This window comes from Curtobacterium sp. MEB011 (assembly GCF_030209655.1).
GTDB classification, from domain to species: Bacteria; Actinomycetota; Actinomycetes; order Actinomycetales; family Microbacteriaceae; genus Curtobacterium; species Curtobacterium poinsettiae.
This window is the reverse complement of the sequence record NZ_JARVRN010000003.1, coordinates 296,781-317,604: the sequence shown is the minus strand read 5'-3', so window position 1 is coordinate 317,604 and position 20,824 is coordinate 296,781. Positions and strand designations below refer to the sequence as shown.

General features: G+C 69.1%; 20 protein-coding genes. 10 read left to right on the top strand and 10 right to left on the bottom strand.

Annotated elements, in window-relative coordinates; all coding sequences use genetic code 11:
• Window positions 1–85: 85 nt before the first annotated feature.
• Together QRN30_RS05565 and QRN30_RS05560 are read left to right on the top strand one after the other, a co-directional pair.
• Window positions 86–451, top strand: a complete 366-nt coding sequence (locus QRN30_RS05565; RefSeq protein WP_017886913.1) for an ArsR/SmtB family transcription factor — start codon at window positions 86–88, stop codon at window positions 449–451.
• Window positions 448–2,061 (top strand): DUF7059 domain-containing protein, encoded by a 1,614-nt coding sequence (locus QRN30_RS05560; protein ID WP_284760603.1) that lies wholly within the window; start codon window positions 448–450, stop codon window positions 2,059–2,061. Before QRN30_RS05565 ends, QRN30_RS05560 begins: the two co-directional genes overlap by 4 nt.
• Window positions 2,062–2,064: 3 nt before the next feature.
• On the opposite strand, the gene QRN30_RS05555 is transcribed toward QRN30_RS05560, so the two are convergent.
• Window positions 2,065–2,928, bottom strand: a complete 864-nt coding sequence (locus QRN30_RS05555; RefSeq protein WP_031259567.1) for an NAD-dependent epimerase/dehydratase family protein — start codon at window positions 2,926–2,928, stop codon at window positions 2,065–2,067.
• 114 nt (window positions 2,929–3,042) lie between these two features.
• Window positions 3,043–3,633, bottom strand: coding sequence for a TetR/AcrR family transcriptional regulator (locus QRN30_RS05550; RefSeq protein ID WP_017886910.1), 591 nt, complete (start codon window positions 3,631–3,633; stop codon window positions 3,043–3,045).
• Window positions 3,634–3,809: 176 nt separating this feature from the next.
• On the opposite strand from QRN30_RS05550, the gene QRN30_RS05545 reads away from it, so the two are divergent.
• Entirely contained in the window at window positions 3,810–6,290 is a 2,481-nt protein-coding gene (locus tag QRN30_RS05545; protein ID WP_194590819.1) for a glycoside hydrolase family 3 protein, read from the top strand.
• A 548-nt stretch (window positions 6,291–6,838) separates the two neighbouring features.
• On the opposite strand, the gene QRN30_RS05540 is transcribed toward QRN30_RS05545, so the two are convergent.
• Complete coding sequence (locus QRN30_RS05540; RefSeq protein ID WP_140448751.1) at window positions 6,839–7,852, bottom strand: LLM class flavin-dependent oxidoreductase; 1,014 nt, start codon at window positions 7,850–7,852, stop codon at window positions 6,839–6,841.
• A 182-nt stretch (window positions 7,853–8,034) separates the two neighbouring features.
• Between QRN30_RS05540 and QRN30_RS05535 the strand changes: the two genes are divergently transcribed.
• Window positions 8,035–10,605, top strand: coding sequence for a DEAD/DEAH box helicase (locus tag QRN30_RS05535; RefSeq protein WP_140448752.1), 2,571 nt, complete (start codon window positions 8,035–8,037; stop codon window positions 10,603–10,605).
• Window positions 10,606–10,669: 64 nt separating this feature from the next.
• On the top strand, window positions 10,670–10,921 hold the full coding sequence (locus QRN30_RS05530) for a DUF6458 family protein (RefSeq protein ID WP_017886906.1): 252 nt from the start codon (window positions 10,670–10,672) through the stop codon (window positions 10,919–10,921).
• Between the two features lie 7 nt (window positions 10,922–10,928).
• Here the strand turns inward: QRN30_RS05530 and QRN30_RS05525 are convergent, their stop codons facing one another.
• The 4 genes from QRN30_RS05525 to QRN30_RS05510 all read right to left on the bottom strand — a co-directional run bounded on the left by QRN30_RS05525 (window position 10,929) and on the right by QRN30_RS05510 (window position 13,038).
• A complete protein-coding gene (locus QRN30_RS05525) occupies window positions 10,929–11,333 on the bottom strand; it encodes a PIN domain-containing protein (RefSeq protein WP_159556942.1) in 405 nt (134 codons plus the stop codon).
• Entirely contained in the window at window positions 11,333–11,527 is a 195-nt protein-coding gene (locus tag QRN30_RS05520) for a type II toxin-antitoxin system VapB family antitoxin (protein WP_259553210.1), read from the bottom strand. The genes QRN30_RS05525 and QRN30_RS05520 overlap by 1 nt, the downstream gene beginning before the upstream one ends.
• A gap of 64 nt (window positions 11,528–11,591) precedes the next feature.
• A complete protein-coding gene (locus tag QRN30_RS05515) occupies window positions 11,592–12,113 on the bottom strand; it encodes a ribonuclease H family protein (protein WP_017886904.1) in 522 nt (173 codons plus the stop codon).
• A gap of 94 nt (window positions 12,114–12,207) precedes the next feature.
• Window positions 12,208–13,038, bottom strand: coding sequence for a hypothetical protein (locus QRN30_RS05510; protein WP_259494213.1), 831 nt, complete (start codon window positions 13,036–13,038; stop codon window positions 12,208–12,210).
• Between the two features lie 118 nt (window positions 13,039–13,156).
• On the opposite strand from QRN30_RS05510, the gene QRN30_RS05505 reads away from it, so the two are divergent.
• On the top strand, window positions 13,157–13,495 hold the full coding sequence (locus tag QRN30_RS05505; RefSeq protein ID WP_017886901.1) for a hypothetical protein: 339 nt from the start codon (window positions 13,157–13,159) through the stop codon (window positions 13,493–13,495).
• Between the two features lie 6 nt (window positions 13,496–13,501).
• On the opposite strand, the gene QRN30_RS05500 is transcribed toward QRN30_RS05505, so the two are convergent.
• The 3 genes from QRN30_RS05500 to QRN30_RS05490 form a co-directional block, all read right to left on the bottom strand.
• A complete protein-coding gene (locus QRN30_RS05500; RefSeq protein ID WP_017886900.1) occupies window positions 13,502–14,068 on the bottom strand; it encodes a hypothetical protein in 567 nt (188 codons plus the stop codon).
• Window positions 14,069–14,123: 55 nt separating this feature from the next.
• The gene (locus QRN30_RS05495) at window positions 14,124–14,942 is read right to left on the bottom strand and encodes an aldo/keto reductase (protein WP_071251312.1); all 819 of its coding nucleotides are present in this window, start codon (window positions 14,940–14,942) and stop codon (window positions 14,124–14,126) included.
• Window positions 14,943–15,130: 188 nt separating this feature from the next.
• Window positions 15,131–16,336: an MFS transporter gene (locus QRN30_RS05490; RefSeq protein WP_056069857.1), complete on the bottom strand. Its 1,206-nt coding sequence runs from the start codon at window positions 16,334–16,336 to the stop codon at window positions 15,131–15,133.
• A gap of 355 nt (window positions 16,337–16,691) precedes the next feature.
• Here QRN30_RS05490 and nrdH point away from each other — a divergent pair, with 355 nt between their 5' ends.
• The 4 genes from nrdH to nrdF all read left to right on the top strand — a co-directional run bounded on the left by nrdH (window position 16,692) and on the right by nrdF (window position 20,641).
• Complete coding sequence (gene nrdH, locus QRN30_RS05485) at window positions 16,692–16,925, top strand: glutaredoxin-like protein NrdH (protein ID WP_017886897.1); 234 nt, start codon at window positions 16,692–16,694, stop codon at window positions 16,923–16,925.
• Between the two features lie 111 nt (window positions 16,926–17,036).
• Complete coding sequence (gene nrdI / locus QRN30_RS05480) at window positions 17,037–17,453, top strand: class Ib ribonucleoside-diphosphate reductase assembly flavoprotein NrdI (protein ID WP_031259561.1); 417 nt, start codon at window positions 17,037–17,039, stop codon at window positions 17,451–17,453.
• Window positions 17,454–17,470: 17 nt separating this feature from the next.
• Window positions 17,471–19,576 carry a class 1b ribonucleoside-diphosphate reductase subunit alpha gene (gene nrdE, locus QRN30_RS05475; RefSeq protein ID WP_017886895.1) on the top strand — a complete coding sequence of 702 codons (2,106 nt, stop codon included), beginning with the start codon at window positions 17,471–17,473 and terminating at the stop codon, window positions 19,574–19,576.
• A gap of 90 nt (window positions 19,577–19,666) precedes the next feature.
• Window positions 19,667–20,641, top strand: coding sequence for a class 1b ribonucleoside-diphosphate reductase subunit beta (gene nrdF, locus QRN30_RS05470; protein ID WP_017886894.1), 975 nt, complete (start codon window positions 19,667–19,669; stop codon window positions 20,639–20,641).
• Window positions 20,642–20,824: the final 183 nt, after the last annotated feature.

Genomic DNA, 20,824 nt, shown 5'->3' with positions numbered 1-20,824 from the left:
CCGTGCAGTACGACTGCATTCGTACCGCACTCGAACAGTACGACGCAAGTCGTACAGCAAGCCGAACGGTGGTAGCGTCCCGTCCATGCCCGCGCACGTCGATGCTCCCGAACGGTTGCCGCAGCCGTCCGTGGCCGAGATGGACCTCCCCGTCGTCATGGACGCCCTGAGCGACCCGATCCGGCTCGCGATCCTGCACCGCTACCTGGTCGACGCGGCCGGCGGCGAGCGCAGCTGTGGGTGGGTCGGCATCGACCGGCCGAAGTCCACGCTGACCCACCACTTCCGGGTCCTGCGCGAGGCCGGGTTGCTCGAGCAGCACCTGGAGGGCCTGACCCGCGTCAGCCGTGTCCGGGTGGCGGACGTGCAGCAGCGGTTCCCCGGGCTCCTCGACCTGGTGCTCGACTGGCAGGTCCCATCGGCCCTGCTCCGCGAGGGGCTCGCCTCGTGAGCGGCGAGCCCGACGCCGCCCCGAGCCCGACCGTGCACACGCTGCCGTCGATCGTCGCAGACCCCGCCGTCGCCACGGCGCTCGCCGCGGACCTGACGGCCGCCGGCTTCACCGTCGACCGGCTCGACTCCCTGTGGGGCGCCGAGGCCGCCGCATCGCTGCACCGCGGTTCGCGGGTCGCTGCGCTCCGTGCGCTCGCCGCCCGCGAGACCACGCCGCTCAGCACCCTGGCGACGCTGTTCGTGCTCGGGCTGCCGGTGGCGCGCGCTGAGGCAGCCGCGGCGTTCCCGACCGCCGGGCTCGACGCCGTCATCGCATCGGGTCTGCTGCGCAGCGAAGGCGAAGGCGAAGGCGACGGCGAAGGCGACGGCGGCGCCCCGCTCGTCCACCCCACCGTCGACCTGCGCCCCTACGCCTTCGTCGACGACCTCGGCGCCGGCAGCTGGTGGATCGTCTCCGACCTGGGCGAGCTCGCCCTCGGACACGAGATCAGCGAGGAACACGTCCTCGGCATCGGCGGCGCCACCACGACGCTGAGCGGCCTGCAGGTGCCCGTGCCGGTCGAGCGGGTGCTCGACCTCGGCACCGGCTGCGGGATCCAGGCCATGCACGCGCGGCGGTTCGCCGACCACGTGGTCGCCACCGACATCTCGCGCCGTGCCCTCGACATCGCCCGCTTCAACGCGCAGTTGAACGGCATCGACGGCATCGACTTCCGGTTCGGCTCACTGTTCGAGCCGGTCGCGGGGGAGCGCTTCGACCGGATCGTCTCGAACCCGCCCTTCGTCATCACGCCTCGTCGCGAAGGCGTCCCGTCCTACGAGTACCGCGACGGCGGCATGGTCGGTGACGCCCTGGTCGAGACGGTGCTCCGGGGCCTCGGGGACCACCTGGAGCCCGGTGGCACCGCACAGCTCCTCGGCAACTGGGAGTACCACTGGGGCGTCGACGGCCTGGACCGCGTGCGCGCCTGGTTCGCCGACACCGGCCTCGACGTGTGGGTGATCGAGCGCGAGCGGCAGGACCCGACGTCCTACGCCGAGACCTGGATCCGCGACGGCGGCACCAAGCCCTGCACGGACGGGTTCGACACCCTGATGGGCGCGTGGCTCGACGACTTCGCGGATCGCCGCGTCACCGGCGTCGGCTTCGGTTACGTCGTGGTGCGTCGACCCCTGCCGGGAGGCCCGTCCGGCCTCCGCCGGTTCGAGCGCGTCCCCGAGACGCTCGGCTCCAACCCCGCGGGTCTGGGGGCGACGGTCGCCCGCGTCCTCGACGCGGCCGCCTGGCTCGCCGCCCACGACGACGCCGCGCTCGCTGCCGCCCACCTGGCGGTGGCCGGTGACGTCACCGAGGAGCGGTACTACTGGCCGGGCAACGACGACCCCACCGTGATGACGCTGGTGCAGGGCGGCGGGCTCGGGCGCCGGGTGGACGCGGACACCGCACTCGCGGCGTTCGTGGGTGCGTGCGACGGTGACCTGTCCGTCGCGGCGATCATCGGCGCACTCGCGCAGATCACCGGCGTGGACGAGCAGGCCCTGGCCGCCGACCTGCTGCCGGCGGCGCGTGACCTGGTGCTCGACGGGCTGCTCGTCCCCGCCGCCTGACGATCAGGCGCGGTGGTCGCGCCAGCTGTGCTCGGGCGTGTAGCCGAGGAGTTCGCGGGCCTTCTCCGACGACAGCAGCGAGCTGACGCCGTCGATGTCCGCACGGCGCTCGATGTCCGGCACGAAACGCTCGACGAGTTCGATCGTCGGGGTGTCCATCACCGTGTCGGGGCTCGCGATGACGAACGCCTCGAACCCGGTGAGGTCCGCCTCGAGCGCACGGCGGACGGCCTGGGCCCCGTCGCGCGAGTCGATGTACGACCACAGGTTGAACGTCTTCGCCTCGGGGGTGGCGTCCCACGGGAACGCCGGGTAGTCGGTCTCGTCCATCACGTTCGAGAAGCGCAGCCCGATCATCTTCAGCTCCGGGTCCCAGCGCGTGAAGTGGCGGGCCATCTCCTCCTCGACCGCCTTGCCGAGCGAGTACGACGACTGCGGGCGGACGGCGAACTCCTCGTCGACCGGCAGGTAGGGCGGCAGGTGTTCGCCCATCGGGATGCCGAGCAGGGTCTCGCTCGACGCCCACACGACGTTCTTGATCTTGGCGGCACGGGCGGCGTGGAAGACGTTGATGGACGAGGTCACGTTGTTGGTGATCAGGGCCACGTCGGGCACCTGTCCCGGGGCCGGCACCGCCGCGAGGTGCACGACGGCGTCGACGTGGTCGTACCGGTCGTCGATGCCGAGCAGGGCGTTCAGGACCTGGCCGTGGTCGGTCAGGTCGATCCGCACGAACGGGACACGCTCGGGCTTGTCCGGCGAGGGGACACGGTCGAGCAGGACCACGTCGTACCCGTGCGCATCGAGGTCGCGCACCACCGCTCGTCCGAGCTTGCCGCTGCCACCGGTCACCACTACACGCGTCATCGCGTCACTCCACATCGTCGTCGGAACACGCCCTGGCGGGCATCGACCATCCTGCCCCGCCTGCCCTGACACGACCAGGCCCTGTCCGTACCCCACTGCCGGGGCGGGGGTCTCTCAGGCGGTGGGGGCGACCTGGGCGATCGCCAGACGGGCGACGAGCTCGACGTGCTCGGCCATGTCGCGGGTGGGGTCGAAGAGCCACTGGATCTGCATGCCGTCGGACACCGCGAGCAGCACGCTCGTGAGCTCGTCGGGGTCGATGTCGGACCGCAGCCGACCGTCCTGCTGCATGGTGCGGAAGTCGGCAGACAGCACGCGGCGGCTGCGTTCGTAGCGCTCGCGGAAGTACTCGTGCGCCGGGTGCTCGGCGTCGGTGGCGGCCGCGGCGGACAGGTTGACGAACATCTGCACCAGCCCCGGGACCTCGGCGTTGTGCCGCACGATCGCGGCGAGCAGGGCTGCCGGGTCCGCGGCCTGCCAGTCGTGTGCCAGGTCGAGCTCGTCGCGGCGGCGGAGGATCTCCACCCAGAGTTCGTCCTTCGAGTCGAAGTAGTGCAGCAGGCCGGCCTGGGTCAGGCCCACGGCGTCGGCGATGTCCTTGATGCTCGTCCGCCGGAAGCCCTGCGACGCCACGAGGTCCAGCGCGACCGTGAGGATCTCCTCGCGCTTCGCGATGCCCTTTGCGTACGAACCCCGTCGTGCCATGGCCAGACTGTACCGCCCACGGGAGACCCCAGAAAACCAACCAGCGGTCGGTTTTGGGTGGTACGGTGCAGGAGCTGCCAGCGCGGGCGGCGAACCCGGTGGATGGTGGGTGTGGGCGACGAGGCCCCGGCCGTCCAGGCGGCGCCCCGCGGCCCTGAACGAGAGGACCGACCACCGTGACCACCGTGAACGACGCGAGCACCGCCTCCAGTCCGTCGACGCCGCTGACCGAGCGCATCGATGCGCTCCTCGGCCAGTTGACCACCGACGAGAAGGTGCAGCTGCTCACCGGACGTGACTTCTGGACCACCTGGCCCGTCGAGAAGATCGGGCTGCGCCGGATCCTGATGTCGGACGGGCCGTCCGGCGTGCGCGGCGAGGTGTGGGACGAGCGTGACCCGTCCCTGAACCTGCCGTCGGCGACCGCGCTGAGCGCCTCGTGGGACCGCGCGATCGCGAAGCGCTACGGCGCCGCCGCTGCCGTCGAGGCCCGTCGCAAGGGCGTCGACGTCGTGCTCGGCCCGACCATCAACCTGCACCGGTCCCCGCTGGGTGGCCGGCACTTCGAGGCGTTCAGCGAGGACCCCGTGCTCACGGGCGACCTGGCCGCGTCGTACGTCGACGGTGTGCAGGAGAACGGTGTCGCCGCCACCCCGAAGCACTACATCGCGAACGACTACGAGACCGACCGCTTCACCGCGTCGACCGAGGTGTCCGACCGCGCGCTGCGTGAGCTGTACCTGCTGGCGTTCGAGAAGGCCGTGACCGAGGCGCACGCCTGGGCGGTCATGTCGTCGTACAACGCGATCAACGGCGTGACGGCATCGGAGAACGACCTGCTCGAGACCCCGCTCAACTCGGAGTGGGGCTTCGACGGCATCGTCGTGTCCGACTGGACCGGAGTGCGTTCCGTGGACTCCGCGAAGGCGTCGCAGGACGTCGCGATGCCCGGACCGAACCCGTGGTGGAGCGAGGGGCCGCTGCTCGCCGCCGTGCAGTCCGGCGAGGTGCCGATGGCAGCGATCGACCGCAAGGTCCGCCGGATCCTGACCCTGGCCGCCCGCGTCGGCGCGCTCGAGGGCTTCGAACCCGTCGCCGCGTCGCCCGTGCACGTCGAGGACGGCATCGCGTTCGTCCGCGAGGCCGAGGCCGAGGGCACCGTCCTGGTCCGCAACACCGGTGTCCTGCCGCTCGACGCCCCCGCCGTGTCGCGCATCGCGGTGATCGGCCACAACGCCGACCAGGCCCGCACGCAGGGCGGTGGCTCGGCCACGGTCGTGCCGTCGCAGGTCGTGTCGCCGCTGGACGGCATCCGTTCGGCGTTCCCCGGCGCGAGCGTGGACTACGCGATCGGCGCCGTCGTGCAGGAGGGCATCGCGGAGTTCCCGCTGTCCACCATCACGAACCCCGGCACCGGTGAGCCCGGAGCGCGGGTCGCCTTCGTCAAGGACGGCGAGGAGCTGTTCGTCGAGGACCGCCGCGCGACGGCACTGTTCTGGTTCGGCGGTGACGCGCCGACGCGCGAAGCCGACCGGCTCGACATCACCACCACCTACACCGCCGAGTCGACGGGGACCGTGCGGTTCGGCATCGGCGCGGCCGGACGGTCACGCATGTGGATCGACGGCGAGCTGCTGCTCGACGAGGACGTGCCGTACGAGGGCGACCAGCTCGGCGCCGCGTTCCTGAACCCGCCGGCGCGGTCGGTGCCCGTGTCGGTGACCACCGGCCAGCAGGTCGCGATCCGGATCGAGTACGACGTCATCCAGGACGAGACGCTCGGCGGGGTGCTGGCGTACCAGTTCGGTACCGAGCCGTCCGACGACGACCCCGCCGTGCTGATCGACGCAGCGGTCGAGGCCGCTCGTGGTGCGGACGTCGCCGTCGTCGTGGTCGGGACGAACTCCAAGGTCGAGTCCGAGGGCTACGACCGCTCCTCGCTGGCGCTGCCCGGTCACCAGGACGACCTGGTGCGCGCGGTCGCCGCCGTGAACCCGAACACGGTCGTCGTCGTGAACGCCGGTTCGCCGGTCGAGATGCCGTGGCGGAACGACGTCGCCGCGGTGCTGCTGACCTGGTTCGGCGGGCAGGAGTACGGCAACGCCCTGGCCGACGTGCTGACGGGGCGGCAGGAGCCCGGTGGACGCCTGCCCACCACGTGGCCGGTCGCGATGGCCGATGTCCCCGTGCTCGACGTCACCCCGGTGGACGGCAAGGTCTCCTACGACGAGGGCGTCCACGTCGGGTACCGGGCCTGGCTGCGGGCCGGCACCGAGCCGGCCTACCCGTTCGGGCACGGCCTCGGCTACACCACGTGGTCGATCGACGGGGTCTCCGCGACGCCGACCGTGCGCGAGGGCGACGCCGTCATCGTCACGGCGACCGTCGCGAACACGGGCGACCGCGCCGGCAAGCACGTCGTGCAGGTCTACGCGTCCCGTGCGGAGTCGGCGGTCGACCGCCCGGTTCGCTGGCTGGTCGGGTTTGCCCCGGTCCGGCTCGGTGCGGGGGAGTCGACGGAGGTCTCGATCGAGGTCCCGGCACGCGCCTTCGCCCACTGGGACGGTTCGTGGCAGTACGAGTCGGGGACGTTCACGCTGCACGTCGGTGCCTCCGTCGTCGACGACGCCGGAACCGCGTCCCTCGAACTGGAGTGACGAAGTCGTCCGGTTTCCGCGCAGCTCCCGACTCTGTTCAGTAACATCGTCGTGCGCGAGTCGGCTGGTTACCGTCCGCGCACGCACCGACTACGGGGTCGCTGGGTGAGCGATTCGGCCTCCTGATCCGGCCGTTGTCGCCCTGGCTTCCCCGGTGCGTCCCAGAATGCGTCCCCGCGTCCGCGCGGGGGCGCATTCGTCGTTCCGGGTCGGAGCCGCATCGGTGCTCCGTGCCGGAACCTCGTTCCGCGGATCGTCCCGGACTCGGTGCGCACCGGTGAACCGGTTGCCGGACTTCGTGCTGGTCCGCAAAAACGAGTGACACTTGGTCAACTTCTTTGCTCCAGGGACGCAGATCGGTGTGACAAACCGGTCGGTAGGTGGAACGATGGGGGCACCATCTCGTGCGGATCAGGGACGAGATGGTCATCCGGCCGGGCTCTCGGGCTTCACCAACTCGATCAGAGCCCCGCCGGATGCCCTCGACTCTCGGTGGCGGCAGGGCCGCAGGCGATCAGGCTCCAGGCGTCTGCCCGCGTCGCTGGCCCTCAGGCCCGCAGCGCCGGAGCGACCTCCTCGGCCACGATGCGCAGGATCCGCTCGTGTGCCGCACGGTCACCGTTCGCCGGCAGGGTGATGACGAGCTCATCGGTGGCGGTGACAGCCGGGTCGGCGAGCAGGGCGTCGACGATGGCCGCCGGTTCGCCGGACACGACCTTGCTGAAGCGGAACGGCGGCGTGCCCGACAGCGGTCGGCCCTCGTCGTCCATCCCGGACGCGTACCCGGTCAGGAACTCCTGGTGCACGGCGCGGTCGTGGTCGTCGAGGAGCGGCACCACGATCCGGCCCACGGCGACCTTGGACTCGCGGTGCGGGTGCAGCTCGGCGAACCGCTCGCGGTAGGCGGCGATCTGGTCGGCCTGCGCCTCGGCGAACGGCGCACCCGTGTCCTCGGTGTTCAGGGTCGAGCAGTGCAGCAGCAGCCCCTTCTCGGCCGTGCGCACCGCCGTGCCCATGCTGCCGCCACCCCACCACACGCGGTCGCGCAGGCCCGGGCTGAGCGGCTGCAGGGTCAGGTCGGCCCCGGCGGGGATGCTCTCGTAGCCCTTGCCGGCACTGCCCAGGGGCTCGCCCTGCAGGACCTCGAGCAGCCGTGCTGCGCGGGCCTCGGCCTCGTCGCGGAAGCTGCGGTCGACGGTGCCGAACACCGGGTCGAGGATCGGCCCGTACCCGGCGATGCCCGTGCTGATGCCGAGCTGCACACGGCCGCCGCTGAGCAGGTCGACCGTGCTGGCATCCTCGGCCAGGCGCACCGGGTCCTCGTAGCGCATGCCGAGCACGGCGGTGCCGAACGCGATGGTGCTGGTGCGCTGCGCAGCGGCCGCGAAGAAGGTCATCGGGCTCGTCAGGTACGGCTCGAAGTGCCGTCCACGCACCCAACCTGTGCCGTAGCCGAGGGACTCGGCGGTCTCGAACAGGCGCAGGCCGTCCGCCAGGGCGCCGGCGGCGCCGTCGGTGCCGCCGTGGTTCGGGATGAAGGAGAGGAAGCCGAGTTCGCGCATGGCGCGAGTCTATGCGCACGTATCGAAATGCGCCTGAGTCGGCGACGGGGCGGACGGGAGGCCCGTGGCGGGCTGGCACCGCGCCTCTCCCCACCGGCACGGCCGGTCCGCCGCTGGCGCGTCGCCCCGGGACCGGCGGCGTGGGCCCAGTCCGTCATGGCCGCACCTGGGAGGATGGGCGCATGACAGACGTCACCGCCCCGCCCCCGCTCGTCGCCGCGATCCCGGCGGCGGTGGACGGCGTCGTCGACCCCGACGAGGTCTACGAGGCCTTCGCGGCCTGGGCCGCCGAGGGCGGCCGGCCCCTGTACCCGGCGCAGGACGAAGCGGTCATCGAGCTCGTCTCCGGCGCGAACGTCGTGCTGAGCACGCCGACCGGTACCGGGAAGTCGCTCGTCGCGGCCGGCGCGCACTTCGCCGCGCTCGCCGAGGGCAAACGGAGCTACTACACGGCGCCGATCAAGGCGCTGGTGTCCGAGAAGTTCTTCCAGCTCGTCGAACTGTTCGGTGCGCAGAACGTCGGCATGGTCACCGGCGACTCGAGCGTCAACGCCGACGCCCCCATCGTCTGCTGCACCGCCGAGATCCTGGCGAACCTGGCGCTGCGGCAGGGACCGGACGCCGATGTCGACGTCGTCGTGATGGACGAGTTCCACTTCTACGGCGACCTCGACCGCGGCTGGGCGTGGCAGGTACCGCTGCTCGTGCTCGAGCGTGCGCAGTTCCTGCTCATGTCGGCGACCCTCGGCGACGTCACCACCATCGCCGACGACCTGTCCCGCCGGACCGGCCGGCCCACCGCCCGCGTGACCGGTGTCTCGCGACCCGTGCCGCTCGAGTACCAGTACGTGATGACGCCCGTGCAGGAGACGGTGGAGCGGCTGCTCGAGGAGGGCAAGGCGCCGATCTACATCGTGCACTTCGCCCAGGCTGCCGCACTCGAGCGGGCGCAGTCGCTGATGTCGGCGAAGGTCGCCTCGCGCGAACGCCGCGACCAGATCGCCGACGCCATCGCCGGCTTCCGCTTCAGCGCCGGGTTCGGGCAGACCCTGTCGCGCCTGATCCGGGCGGGCATCGGCGTGCACCACGCCGGCATGCTGCCGAAGTACCGACGACTCGTCGAGCAGCTCGCCCAGCGTGGCCTGCTGCCCGTCATCTGCGGCACCGACACCCTGGGCGTCGGGATCAACGTGCCGATCCGCTCCGTGCTGTTCACCGGACTGACGAAGTTCGACGGCACCAAGATGCGCCAGCTGTCCGCACGCGAGTTCCACCAGATCGCCGGCCGCGCCGGACGCGCCGGGTACGACACCGAGGGTGACGTCGTCGCCGAGGCCCCCGAGCACGACATCGAGAACGCCCGCGCCGTCGCCAAGGCCGGCGACGACCCGAAGAAGAAGAACAAGATCAAGCGGAAGAAGGCGCCCGAGGGCTTCGTGTCATGGGGGCAGGCGTCCTTCGAACGGCTGATCGCGGCCGAGCCCGAGCCGATGGCATCGCGCATGCGGATCACGCACGCGATGGTGCTGTCCGTCGTCGCCCGTGGCGGGGACGCCTTCGCCGACGTCCGGTCGCTGGTCTACGACAACCACGAACCGCGCTCCCGGCAGCTCGCCATGGCCCGGCGGGCACTCGTCATCGCCCGGACCCTCATCAACGCACGGGTGATCGAGAAGGTCGACGGCGCCTACCGCCTGACCGTCGACATCGCACCGAACTTCGCGCTCAACCAGCCGCTGTCGCCGTTCGCGCTCGCCGCGTTCGAGTTGCTCGACCCTTCTTCTCCCACTTATGCACTGGACATGGTCTCGGTCGTCGAGGCCACGCTCGACGACCCGCGGGCGATCCTGTCGCAGCAGCAGTTCAAGGAGCGTGGCGAGGCCGTCGCCCGCATGAAGCAGGAGGGGATCGAGTACGAGGAGCGGATGGAGCTGCTCGAGGAGGTCACCTGGCCGAAGCCGCTCGACGAGCTGCTGACCGCCGCCTACGAGGCCTACGCCGCCGAACAGCCCTGGGTGCTCGACTTCCAGCTGTCCCCGAAGGCCGTCGTCCGCGACATGTACGAACGCGCGATGACCTTCGGCGACTTCGTGCGCTTCTACCAGCTCACCCGCTCCGAGGGGCTCGTGCTCCGCTACCTGTCCGACGCGTACCGGACCATGCGGCAGACCATCGCCGAGGAACAGCGGACGCAGGAGCTCGACGACCTGATCGAGTGGCTCGGCGAGGTCGTGCGGCAGACCGACTCCTCACTCGTCGACGAGTGGGAGGCGCTGCTCAACGGCGACGTCCTGCTGGCCTCCGAGGAACACGAGGAGATCGCGCCGCCGCAGCCCGCACGGCTCACCGGCAATCCCAGGGCGTTCCGGGTGCTCGTGCGCAACGCCCTGTTCCAGCGGGTGCTGCTCGCCGCGGCCGACGACATCGACGGGCTCGGGGAGCTCGACGCGACCGCCGGGTTCGACCGGTCGGCGTGGGACACCGTGCTCGAGGAGTACTACGAGGAGCACGACAGCATCGGCACGGACGCCGACGCACGGTCCATGCAGTACCTGGTGCTCGACGAGAGCGGTGCCACGGCATCACCGCGGGTCTGGAAGGCACGGCAGATCTTCTCCGACCCCGAGGGCGACAAGGACTTCGGGTTCTCGGCGACGATCGACCTGGACGCCTCGGACGAGGTCGGCGAGGCCGTCGTGCGGGTCACCGAGATCGGTCGGTTCGACGGGTGGGCCGAAGTCGACGTCGACTGATCCGCGCGGGGGTTGTCGGACGTGTACCGTCTGCCGCACCACCCCCACCCGAGAGGACTGCGTCATGCGCATCGGATCCAGCATCGCCCTGATCGTCATCGGCGCGATCGTCGCCTTCGCGCTGAACATCCAGCTCGCCGGCGTCGACCTGCGCCTGATCGGCTACATCCTGATGGCAGCCGGTGTCGTGCTGCTCATCATCAGCCTCGCCGTGGCCTTCGGTGGTCGCCGCACCACGACCACCACGCGCTCGGGCGTCGACCCGGCGTCGGGGGAGCAGATCACGCAGCAGGAGCGGCGCGACGGGACCTACTGACCCGCAGTCAGCGCTCCGGCAGGTACTCGTGCCGGAAATCGGCGACTGCGTCGGCGATGTGGTCGTAGTCGCGGTCCGAGCTGAGGACGGTGGCCCCGTTGCGCACGGCGTAGGCAGCGATGTGGACGTCGATCGGTCCGGCTCCGCGGACGTGGCCGTTGTTCCAGAGGGCGTTATGGATGCTCGTGACATCCTGGATGTCCGGGTGTTCTGAAGCCTCGAGGAAGGCGTCCATGTCGTCGCGGTACCCCTGGTGGTCGGGTCCGGTGCGTGCTGCATGGCAGTACTCGAGGACCGGCGGCGGGCAGGTCATGATCAGGTCCTGCGTCGCGATCTCGCGAAGCCGCTGTGCGATGCCCGCTGAACGGTGTGCCTTCCACCAGACGGAGTTGTCGACGATGTACGTCGCCATCAGGGATGCAGCTCGTCGGCCGCAGAAGGGTCGGCGCTGAAGTCTCGCGCGATGATGCGTTCGACGGCGGCGGGCTGTCGCCGCACCGCGATGAGGGTTTCGAGTGCTCTCTGCACGACCTCGCGGTTGGAGCGGGCGCCGGTCAGCTGCTTCGCATCATCGAGCACGCGTGGATCAAGATCGATCGTCGTCACTGCCAAGCCGATCACCTCCGTTATACAGGGGAGTACATAACCGGGCGGGCTGCTGGCGGAAGGGTCAGAAGAGGGTCGCGGGCGGGGTGGCGTCGGGCAGCGCGGACGGCTCGGGGACCTCGACGTTGGGCCAGCCAGGACCGTGCGGCACGTCGGTGCCGTTCTGGAACGCGGTGGCAGCACCACGGGCACGGACGTCGGCAGCTTCGTTCATCTCGTGACCGACGTGGCCGCGGACCCACTCGAACGTGACCTTGCGACCCTGCAGTTCCGCGTCGAGTTCCTTGATGATCTCGACGTTGAGGACCGGCTTGCCGTCGGCCTTCCGCCAGCCCTTGCGCTTCCAGCCGGCGAGCCACTCGGTGCAGGCCTTGATGGCGTACTGGCTGTCGCACAGGATGTGCAGCGGCTCGCCGGTGTCCTTCGTGGCACGGAGCAGCTGCAGCACGGCGGTGAGCTCGCCGATGTTGTTCGTCGCGCGGGGCCAGCCGCCGGCCGCCCACCGGTCGTCGTCGACGTACCAGGCCCAGCCGGCGGGGCCGGGGTTGCCGAGGGCTGAGCCGTCTGCGGCGGCGACGATCGTCACGATGGGACCTCCTGGTGGTGCCGAGTGCTCGCGAGTGCTGGTCAACCGTAACCGACCGTACGGACGGGCTCCGTCCGGCGGGGCGGCGACCGGATCAGCGCGCTGCGGGATCCAGGTTGAGATCGGTGTCCGTGATGAGCTGGTCGTCCGCGCCGGTCTGCAGCGACGGGTTCAGCCAGCGGAGTTGCGCGACGGTGATGCCCAAGCGCTCAGCGACCGTCACCTGCGCGTCGTCGCTCGACACCTGGTACGACACCGGCACGCCGTCACGTTCGTGCACCCAACCGTTCGCCCCGGGCCGCGATGCGCCCACGTCGACCTGCAGGTCCGGGTACGGGTCGGGGATCGTCCAGTGCAACGGAGCGATTGCGAGCACGGAGCCGATGCCGGTGCGTCCGGAATCGTCCCCGTCATCAGACGGCGCCGGCACGAGCGCGACGCTGTGCAGGAAGTCCGGAGTGGGGCCGGCGTCTGACAGCCCGACCGAGTCCGGAGCGCCGGTCTCCGGGTCCCAGATGACGACTCCGGCACGGTACCCGCTGGCGTCGCCGGCACCGTCAGCGTCACCTCCGCGGAAGTCCAAGCTCATCCACTGCGGGTTCGTCGTGCGGTAGCCGGACAACTCGGCGTCGAAGGTGCCGCTCTCGTTCGCGACGACCCGCACGTGGATCCGGGTGTCACCGCTCGCCGAGACGACATCGGTCTCGGCGGCGACCGTGCCGGCCGCCAAGACCTGCGGTGTGCTGACCTGCTGTGCGGCGGAGGTCGGGTCGGCTCCCGGGCTCCGGCTCGTCCCGTCGAGTGATGCCTGACGCGTCGGCGTCGGGATCGCTTCGTCGCCGCCGAACGCCGTGCACCCGGCGAGCAGCAGCCCCACCAGTGCCGAGCCGATCACCGCGGTCGTCGCGGTCCGTGTTCGTCGCATCGTTCCCCCTCGTCGGCAGCGTAGCTGGGGCCAGGGGCGTCATCGAGTGCGGGGAGCGGACCGAGCCAGACTCGTTACACGGGGCCGAGGACTAGCGTCCGCTGCAGGAGGAAACACCATGAGCGACAGCATCCCGAAGGCCCCCGGCCCCGAGCCGTCCGACGACCGAGCACGCAACGATGCGCTCCGCGACGCGGCGCACAGCGACGACGTCGACGGGGTCAGCGGCCGCGAGCAGCGGGCGGCGGACACGTCGTACAGCCCGTCGAGTGAGCGCGAGATGGACGCGTCCCAGACGAAGCAGCGTGACGACGACGACCTGCGTGAGGACGGCATCGACCCGTCCAAGGTCATCGCGGCCCCCGGGACCGGCGGCGCGGACGACGCCGGCGACGTGGAGCCCGAACCGGGCGACCTGCACCTGCCGTGGCAGTCAGAGGAGGACCGCCGGGGCTGATCCGGGCTACCGGGTCGCGAGCTCGAGTGCGCGCACGAGTTCCTCGCCGTCGCGGACGTCCCAGAACGCCACGAGCTGCGGACCGAAGAATCCATCGAGTCCGGTGTTCGCGTAGATCTGCGTCTGCAGACCGCGGGTCACGCCAGCGAACGGACCGAACTGCTCCTGCCACTCGACCGTGCAGTGCCGTCGGTCGGCCGACCAGCGCGTCGTGCGGTCCGATCGGCCCACCGGGACGTCGCGGGTCCCACGCGCCGTGATGACCAGGGCGCGGCGGTCGGTCACGGCGTAGACCGTCGTCCGCTTCCGGTGGAGCTTCACGAGGAACCGGCCGAACAGCAAGTGGAGGCCGAGGACGAGGAAGAGCGGGAAGATGACGAGCTCTGGCCCGATCTGACCGTCTCGGAGGACGCTGACGGTGCCGAAGCCGACGAATCCGCACCAGAGCAGCGAGAACGGAATGAGGAAGCCGTCGCGGCCCGAGAAGAGCTTGGCCGGGTCACTGGTGCCCGCCCAGTACAGGTGCTCATCGGGACGCAGATGTTCACGGGCGGCCTGTTGAGGATCGATCACCCCTCGACAGTACGACCTTGCCCTCGCCGTGGCTGACCGGTGCGTACCCCGCCCGCTACGACACCGTGTCCGGGTGGGAGCCCGTCCGCTGGCCGGACTCGAGTGTCGCGATCGCCGCGAGCTCGTCGTCGGTCAGCTCGAACCCGTCCACGTCGAGGTTCGACCGGATCCGCGAGGGCGTGACCGACTTCGGCAGCACCACCACGCCCTGCTGGACGTTCCACCGCACGAGCACCTGCGCCACGCTCACGCCGTGCGCGTCCGCGATGCCGGTCAGCACCGGCTCGTCGATCAGGCGCCCGCGGCCGAGCGGGGACCACGCCCCGGTGACGATGTCGTGCTGCTCGTGGAACGCGATGAGCTCGCGCTGCGGCAGCCAGGGGTGCCGTTCGACCTGGTTCAGCGCCGGTACCTCGCCGGTCTCGTCGATGAGTCGCTGCAGGTGCGGCACCTGGAAGTTCGAGACGCCGATGCTCCGAGCCCGCGCCGACTCGCGCAGTTCCACCAGCGCCCGCCAGGTCTCGACGTAGCGGTCGTTCGCGGCGGCCGGCCAGTGGATCAGGTAGAGGTCGACGGCGTCGAGCCCCAGTCGCTCGAGGCTTCCGTCGAACGCCCGCAGGGTCTGCTCGCGCCCCTGGTGGTCGTTCCACACCTTGGTCGTCACGAAGACATCGTCACGGTCCAGCCCGGAGGCCCGGATCGCCTTGCCGACGCCGGTCTCGTTGCCGTACATCTCGGCGGTGTCGACGTGCCGGTAGCCGGCGTCCAGCGCAAGGCCGACCGCCGTCTCGGCCTGTGCGTCGTCGACCTTGTAGACGCCGAAGCCGATCGCGGGGATCGAGCGGCCGTCGCGCAGGGGAACTGAGGTGACCATGCACCCATCCTGCCGGTGCCTGGCGGGCGCGCGCCGGGCCTCCAGGCAATCTGTGGAGAACGCGACCCGTACGCCGGGCGCACGTTCCTTCCCATACCGGCGGCGATGGCGAGTGGAAACGGGCGTACCTGCTCAGAACTTCCGACCGGGTACGCCCGATTCGACCAGGTACGCCCGAAAGCGTCCGCTCAGGTCGGCAGGTGCACCGGCTCGGTGTCGGGGAGCGGGCTGGCGTCGCGGCCGCGCAGGTCGGGCAGCCAGCTCCGCATCGCCAGGGGGAGCAGCACGCCCAGGCCGGCCATCACGGCGCCGACGGTGAAGCCGCCGACGGGGCCGCTGCCGTCGATCAGGAAGCCGGCGATCGCCGAACCGCCGGCCGCGCCGATCAGCTGGCCGGTGCCCATCCAGCCGTAGGCCTCGGCCGTGTCGGAGAACTTGACGGTGGCGGAGACCGAACCGAACATCACCGCGAGGGCCGGCGCGATGCCCACACCCGCGATGACCAGGGCGAGGCAGAGCCACCAGAAGCCCGTGCCGCCGAGGGCCAGGGTGAGGCCGACGAACACGACGGCCATGCGCGTCCACAGGGTGTTGCGGGAGATCGGGCGGTGGCCGAACGCCAGGCCGCCGGCGAGCGAACCGACCGCGAACACCGCGAGGACGATGCCGGCGTTCGGGCTGCCCTCACCGAAGACGCTGGTGACGCTCGCCTCGACCGCCGCGCACGCCCCGATGAGCAGCAGACCGGTCAGGGTGGCAACGACGACGGCGGGGCGCTTCAGCACGACACCGAAGGCGCGCTTCGAACGGGGGATGCGGACGCGGCCGAGCTCGGGGGAGGCGATGAACCACGCGCCGCCGACGACCAGGAAGACCATCGCGACGACGATCGCCTCGACCGTGCCGACCTGGGTGGCGACGAAGGTGGTGATGACGGGGCCGGCGACCCAGATGAGCTCCTGCGCGCTGGCGTCGAGGGAGAAGAGGGGTGTGAGCTGCGCCGACGTCACCATCTTCGGGTAGATGGTGCGCACCGCCGGCTGCACGGGTGGAACCGCCAGACCGCCGAGGAACCCGACCACCACGTAGCCCCAGAGCGGCATGACCACGAACGCGATCACCACCATGCTGACCAGCGCGACGATGCTCGTCAGGATGAGGACGGGGCGCATGCCCCAGCTGCCCATCCAGCGGCTCGTCAGCGGCCCGGCCAGCGCCTGCCCGACACTCGTCGTCGCGAGCACCAGACCGGCGGCGCCGTAGGAGTGGAACACGTGCTCGACGTGCAGCAGGTAGGCCAGCGACAGCATGCCGAACGGGAACCGTGCGGTGAGCTGTGCGGCGATGACACGACCCACGCCAGGGGTCTTCAGGAGGGGCCCGTACGTACTCACGAGACGAGTGTACGGACCGGCCGGATCGGGGTGTCCCCCGTCCTGGGGAGGGGGCCTTCGCGACACGCCGATGGGCTGATTCCACATCTGTGGATCGTGACTGTCCCCCGGTGTGGGGAAGTGTCGGTGGCCGGCCGCAGACTGGCGGAAACTCGGGCCTCCCGGGAATCCACAGACTGTGGAGGGCGTTGTGGAGAACTACACGGCTGTAACACTCCCTCTTGTGGTCGGTGCTGCGGCTAGCCACTAGATGTAGTGTGGAGACATCGCAGCGGCCCCTCCCGGACACGACTGCGGACAGACATCAGCACCACCTCCACAGCACAGCAGAAACCAGTAGGAACCAGGGGAGAACATGGCCGTCACCGTCTACACCAAGCCGTCCTGCGTCCAGTGCACCGCGACGTACCGGGCCCTCGACAACAAGGGCATCGAGTACGAAGTGCACGACGTGTCCACGGACGAAGCAGCGCTCGAGCACGTCAAGAGCCTGGGCTACATGCAGGCCCCCGTCGTCGTCACGGACGACGACCACTGGTCGGGCTTCCGCCCCGACAAGATCGCGACCCTCAGCGCCGAACTGGCGTAGTCGTCCTGCGGGCCCCGAAGGGGCCCGCAGGCAGGGCATCTCGGGAGGCGCGACTCGCCTCTCCTGGCCCGCCCGGTCCGCCTGTCCGCACCTTTCCACGAGGAGCGCACCATGAGCCGATTGGTCTACTTCTCGAGCGTGTCCGGGTACACCGCACGCTTCGTCGAGAAGCTCGGCCGCGATGCGGACCGGATCCCGATCTACCCGAGCGAACCGTTCCTGCACGTGGACGAGCCCTACGTCCTGGTGCTGCCCACCTACGGTGGCGGCAACGGCGACGGGGCAGTGCCCAAGCAGGTCATCAAGTTCCTCAACGACGCCCACAACCGCTCGCTCATCCGCGGCGTGGTGGTGGGTGGCAACACGAACTTCGGCGAGGCGTACGGCCTCGCAGGGGACGTCATCGCACAGAAGTGCAATGTCCCCCTTCTCTACAGATTCGAACTCTTCGGGACCCCTGACGACGTGTCGGCGGTCAACTCAGGATTGGATGCATTTTGGACGCAGCAGTTGCAGACGTCGATCTGACGTCGCCGCAGACGGGGATGGACTACCACTCCCTCAACGCGATGCTCAACCTCTACGACGCGGACGGGAACATCCAGTTCGACAAGGATCGTGAGGCCGCCAAGCAGTTCTTCCTGCAGCACGTCAACCAGAACACCGTCTTCTTCCACAACCTGAAGGAGCGGCTCGACTACCTGGTCGAGAACGAGTACTACGAACAAGCCACGATCGACATGTACTCGCTGGACTTCATCCAGCGACTCAACGACCTGGCGTACTCGAAGAAGTTCCGGTTCCAGACGTTCCTCGGCGCGTTCAAGTACTACACGAGCTACACGCTCAAGACGTTCGACGGCAAGCGGTACCTGGAGCGCTTCGAGGACCGCGTCGTCATGACCGCCCTCGGCCTGGCCCAGGGCAACGAGCAGCTCGCCATCGACCTGGTCGAAGAGATCGTCGCCGGCCGCTTCCAGCCCGCGACCCCCACGTTCCTCAACACGGCGAAGGCACAGCGCGGCGAGCTCGTCTCCTGCTTCCTGCTCCGCATCGAGGACAACATGGAGTCGATCTCGCGCGGCATCAACTCGTCGCTGCAGCTCTCGAAGCGCGGCGGCGGCGTGGCCCTGCTCCTCTCCAACATCCGCGAGGCCGGCGCCCCGATCAAGCAGATCGAGAACCAGTCCTCGGGCATCATCCCCGTGATGAAGCTGCTGGAAGACTCCTTCTCCTACGCGAACCAGCTCGGTGCGCGTCAGGGTGCCGGCGCGGTCTACCTCAGCGCCCACCACCCGGACATCATGAAGTTCCTCGACACCAAGCGCGAGAACGCCGACGAGAAGATCCGCATCAAGACGCTGTCGCTCGGCGTCGTCGTGCCGGACATCACGTTCGAGCTCGCGAAGAACAACGAGGACATGTACCTGTTCTCGCCGTACGACGTCGAGAAGGTCTACGGCGTCCCCTTCGGCGACGTCCCGATCTCCGAGAACTACCGCGCGATGGTCGACGACTCGCGCATCAAGAAGACGAAGATCAAGGCGCGTGACTTCTTCACGACCATCGCCGAGATCCAGTTCGAGTCGGGCTACCCGTACATCGTGTTCGAGGACACGGTGAACAAGGCCAACCCGATCAAGGGTCGGATCAACATGTCCAACCTGTGCTCGGAGATCCTGCAGGTCAACACCCCGACGACCTTCAACGAGGACCTGTCCTACAAGGAGATCGGCAAGGACATCTCCTGCAACCTCGGCTCGCTGAACATCGCGCTGACGATGGACTCGCCCGACTTCGGCAAGACCATCGAGACCGCCATCCGCGGCCTGACCTCGGTCTCGCAGATGTCGCACATCACCTCGGTGCGTTCGGTCGAGGACGGCAACGACAAGTCGCACGCCATCGGCCTCGGCCAGATGAACCTGCACGGCTACCTCGCTCGTGAGCGCGTCTACTACGGCTCCGAAGAGGGCATCGACTTCACGAACATCTACTTCTACACGGTGCTGTTCCACGCCCTGCGTGCGTCGAACAAGATCGCGATCGAGACCGGCGAGACCTTCGACGGCTTCCGCGACTCGAAGTACGCGTCGGGTGAGTTCTTCGACAAGTACACCGACCAGACGTGGACCCCCGCGACGGCTCGCGTTGCCTCGCTGTTCGACAACGCGAACATCACGATCCCGACGCAGGACGACTGGAAGGCGCTGAAGGCGTCCATCCAGGAGCACGGCATCTACAACCAGAACCTGCAGGCCGTCCCGCCGACCGGTTCGATCTCGTACATCAACCACTCGACGTCGTCGATCCACCCGATCGCGTCGAAGATCGAGATCCGCAAGGAAGGCAAGCTCGGCCGCGTCTACTACCCGGCGCCGTTCATGACGAACGACAACCTGGACTACTACCAGGACGCGTACGAGATCGGTGCCGAGAAGATCATCGACACGTACGCCGCGGCGACGCAGCACGTGGACCAGGGCCTGTCCCTGACGCTGTTCTTCAAGGACACCGCCACCACGCGTGACATCAACAAGGCGCAGATCTACGCATGGCGCAAGGGCATCAAGACGATCTACTACATCCGTCTCCGCCAGCTCGCGCTGGAGGGCACGGAGGTCGAGGGCTGCGTCAGCTGCATGCTGTAGAGCTGCCGCTCTGCTCCCTGGAGGCGCGGTGCCAACCCGCACCGCGCCTCCAGTCCGTCACTTAGTCACCATTTCTGTAAGGAACACACGTTGGTCGAGAAGCTGAAGCTCATTGATCGGGTCCAGGCCATCAACTGGAACCGCATCCAGGACGACAAGGACGTCGAGGTCTGGAACCGTCTCGTCAACAACTTCTGGCTGCCCGAGAAGGTGCCGCTGTCGAACGACGTGCAGTCGTGGAACACGCTGACGCCGGCCGAGCAGACCCTGACCATGCGCGTGTTCACCGGTCTGACCCTGCTCGACACCATCCAGGGCACCGTCGGCGCCGTGTCGCTCATCCCCGACGCGATCACTCCGCATGAGGAAGCCGTCTACACGAACATCGCGTTCATGGAGTCGGTGCACGCCAAGTCCTACTCGTCGATCTTCTCGACGCTCGCGTCGACGCGTGAGATCGATGAGGCCTTCCGCTGGTCCGAGGAGAACCCGAACCTGCAGAAGAAGGCGTCCATCGTGATGGACTACTACCAGGGCGACAACCCGCTGAAGCGCAAGGTCGCCTCGACGCTGCTCGAGTCGTTCCTGTTCTACTCGGGCTTCTACCTGCCGATGCACTGGTCGTCGCGTGCCAAGCTCACGAACACCGCCGACCTGATCCGCCTGATCATCCGTGACGAAGCCGTCCACGGGTACTACATCGGGTACAAGTACCAGAAGGGCCTCGAAACCCTCACGCAGGCCGAGCGCGACGAGCTCAAGGACTACACGTTCTCGCTGCTGTTCGAGATGTACGAGAACGAGGTGCAGTACACGCAGGACCTCTACGACGAGGTCGGTCTGACCGAGGACGTCAAGAAGTTCCTGCACTACAACGCCAACAAGGCGCTGATGAACCTGGGCTACGAGCCGATGTTCCCGAAGAACATCACGGACGTGAACCCGGCCATCCTCTCCGCCCTGTCGCCGAACGCGGACGAGAACCACGACTTCTTCTCGGGGTCCGGCTCGTCGTACGTCATCGGCAAGGCCGTGAATACTGAGGACGAGGACTGGGACTTCTGATCCTGGACTGACTCATGGGGACGCCCCGCTGGCTTCGGCTGGCGGGGCGTTTCTGTGCATCTCCTGCTGCCTCTCGCGAGACAGGCTGCCCAGGCGGGGGCACTGCGCCTAAGCCCTCGGCAGTCGTGATTGCCTACGGCGGGAAGCCAGCTGCCGTAATCGGAAGTCCACTCCGTCTTCGTC

Excerpts from the sequence above, each read along its gene's own strand:
- QRN30_RS05535 (WP_140448752.1), top strand. The coding sequence starts at position 8,035 with ATGACAGACGTCACCGCCCCGCCCCCGCTCGTCGCCGCGATCCCGGCG.
- QRN30_RS05495 (WP_071251312.1), bottom strand. The coding sequence starts at position 14,942 with ATGGTCACCTCAGTTCCCCTGCGCGACGGCCGCTCGATCCCCGCGATC.
- QRN30_RS05525 (WP_159556942.1), bottom strand. The coding sequence starts at position 11,333 with ATGGCGACGTACATCGTCGACAACTCCGTCTGGTGGAAGGCACACCGT.
- nrdE (WP_017886895.1), top strand. The coding sequence starts at position 17,471 with ATGGACTACCACTCCCTCAACGCGATGCTCAACCTCTACGACGCGGAC.
- QRN30_RS05530 (WP_017886906.1), top strand. The coding sequence starts at position 10,670 with ATGCGCATCGGATCCAGCATCGCCCTGATCGTCATCGGCGCGATCGTC.
- nrdI (WP_031259561.1), top strand. The coding sequence starts at position 17,037 with ATGAGCCGATTGGTCTACTTCTCGAGCGTGTCCGGGTACACCGCACGC.
- QRN30_RS05510 (WP_259494213.1), bottom strand. The coding sequence starts at position 13,038 with ATGCGACGAACACGGACCGCGACGACCGCGGTGATCGGCTCGGCACTG.
- QRN30_RS05550 (WP_017886910.1), bottom strand. The coding sequence starts at position 3,633 with ATGGCACGACGGGGTTCGTACGCAAAGGGCATCGCGAAGCGCGAGGAG.
- QRN30_RS05565 (WP_017886913.1), top strand. The coding sequence starts at position 86 with ATGCCCGCGCACGTCGATGCTCCCGAACGGTTGCCGCAGCCGTCCGTG.
- QRN30_RS05540 (WP_140448751.1), bottom strand. The coding sequence starts at position 7,852 with ATGCGCGAACTCGGCTTCCTCTCCTTCATCCCGAACCACGGCGGCACC.
- nrdH (WP_017886897.1), top strand. The coding sequence starts at position 16,692 with ATGGCCGTCACCGTCTACACCAAGCCGTCCTGCGTCCAGTGCACCGCG.
- QRN30_RS05505 (WP_017886901.1), top strand. The coding sequence starts at position 13,157 with ATGAGCGACAGCATCCCGAAGGCCCCCGGCCCCGAGCCGTCCGACGAC.
- QRN30_RS05555 (WP_031259567.1), bottom strand. The coding sequence starts at position 2,928 with ATGACGCGTGTAGTGGTGACCGGTGGCAGCGGCAAGCTCGGACGAGCG.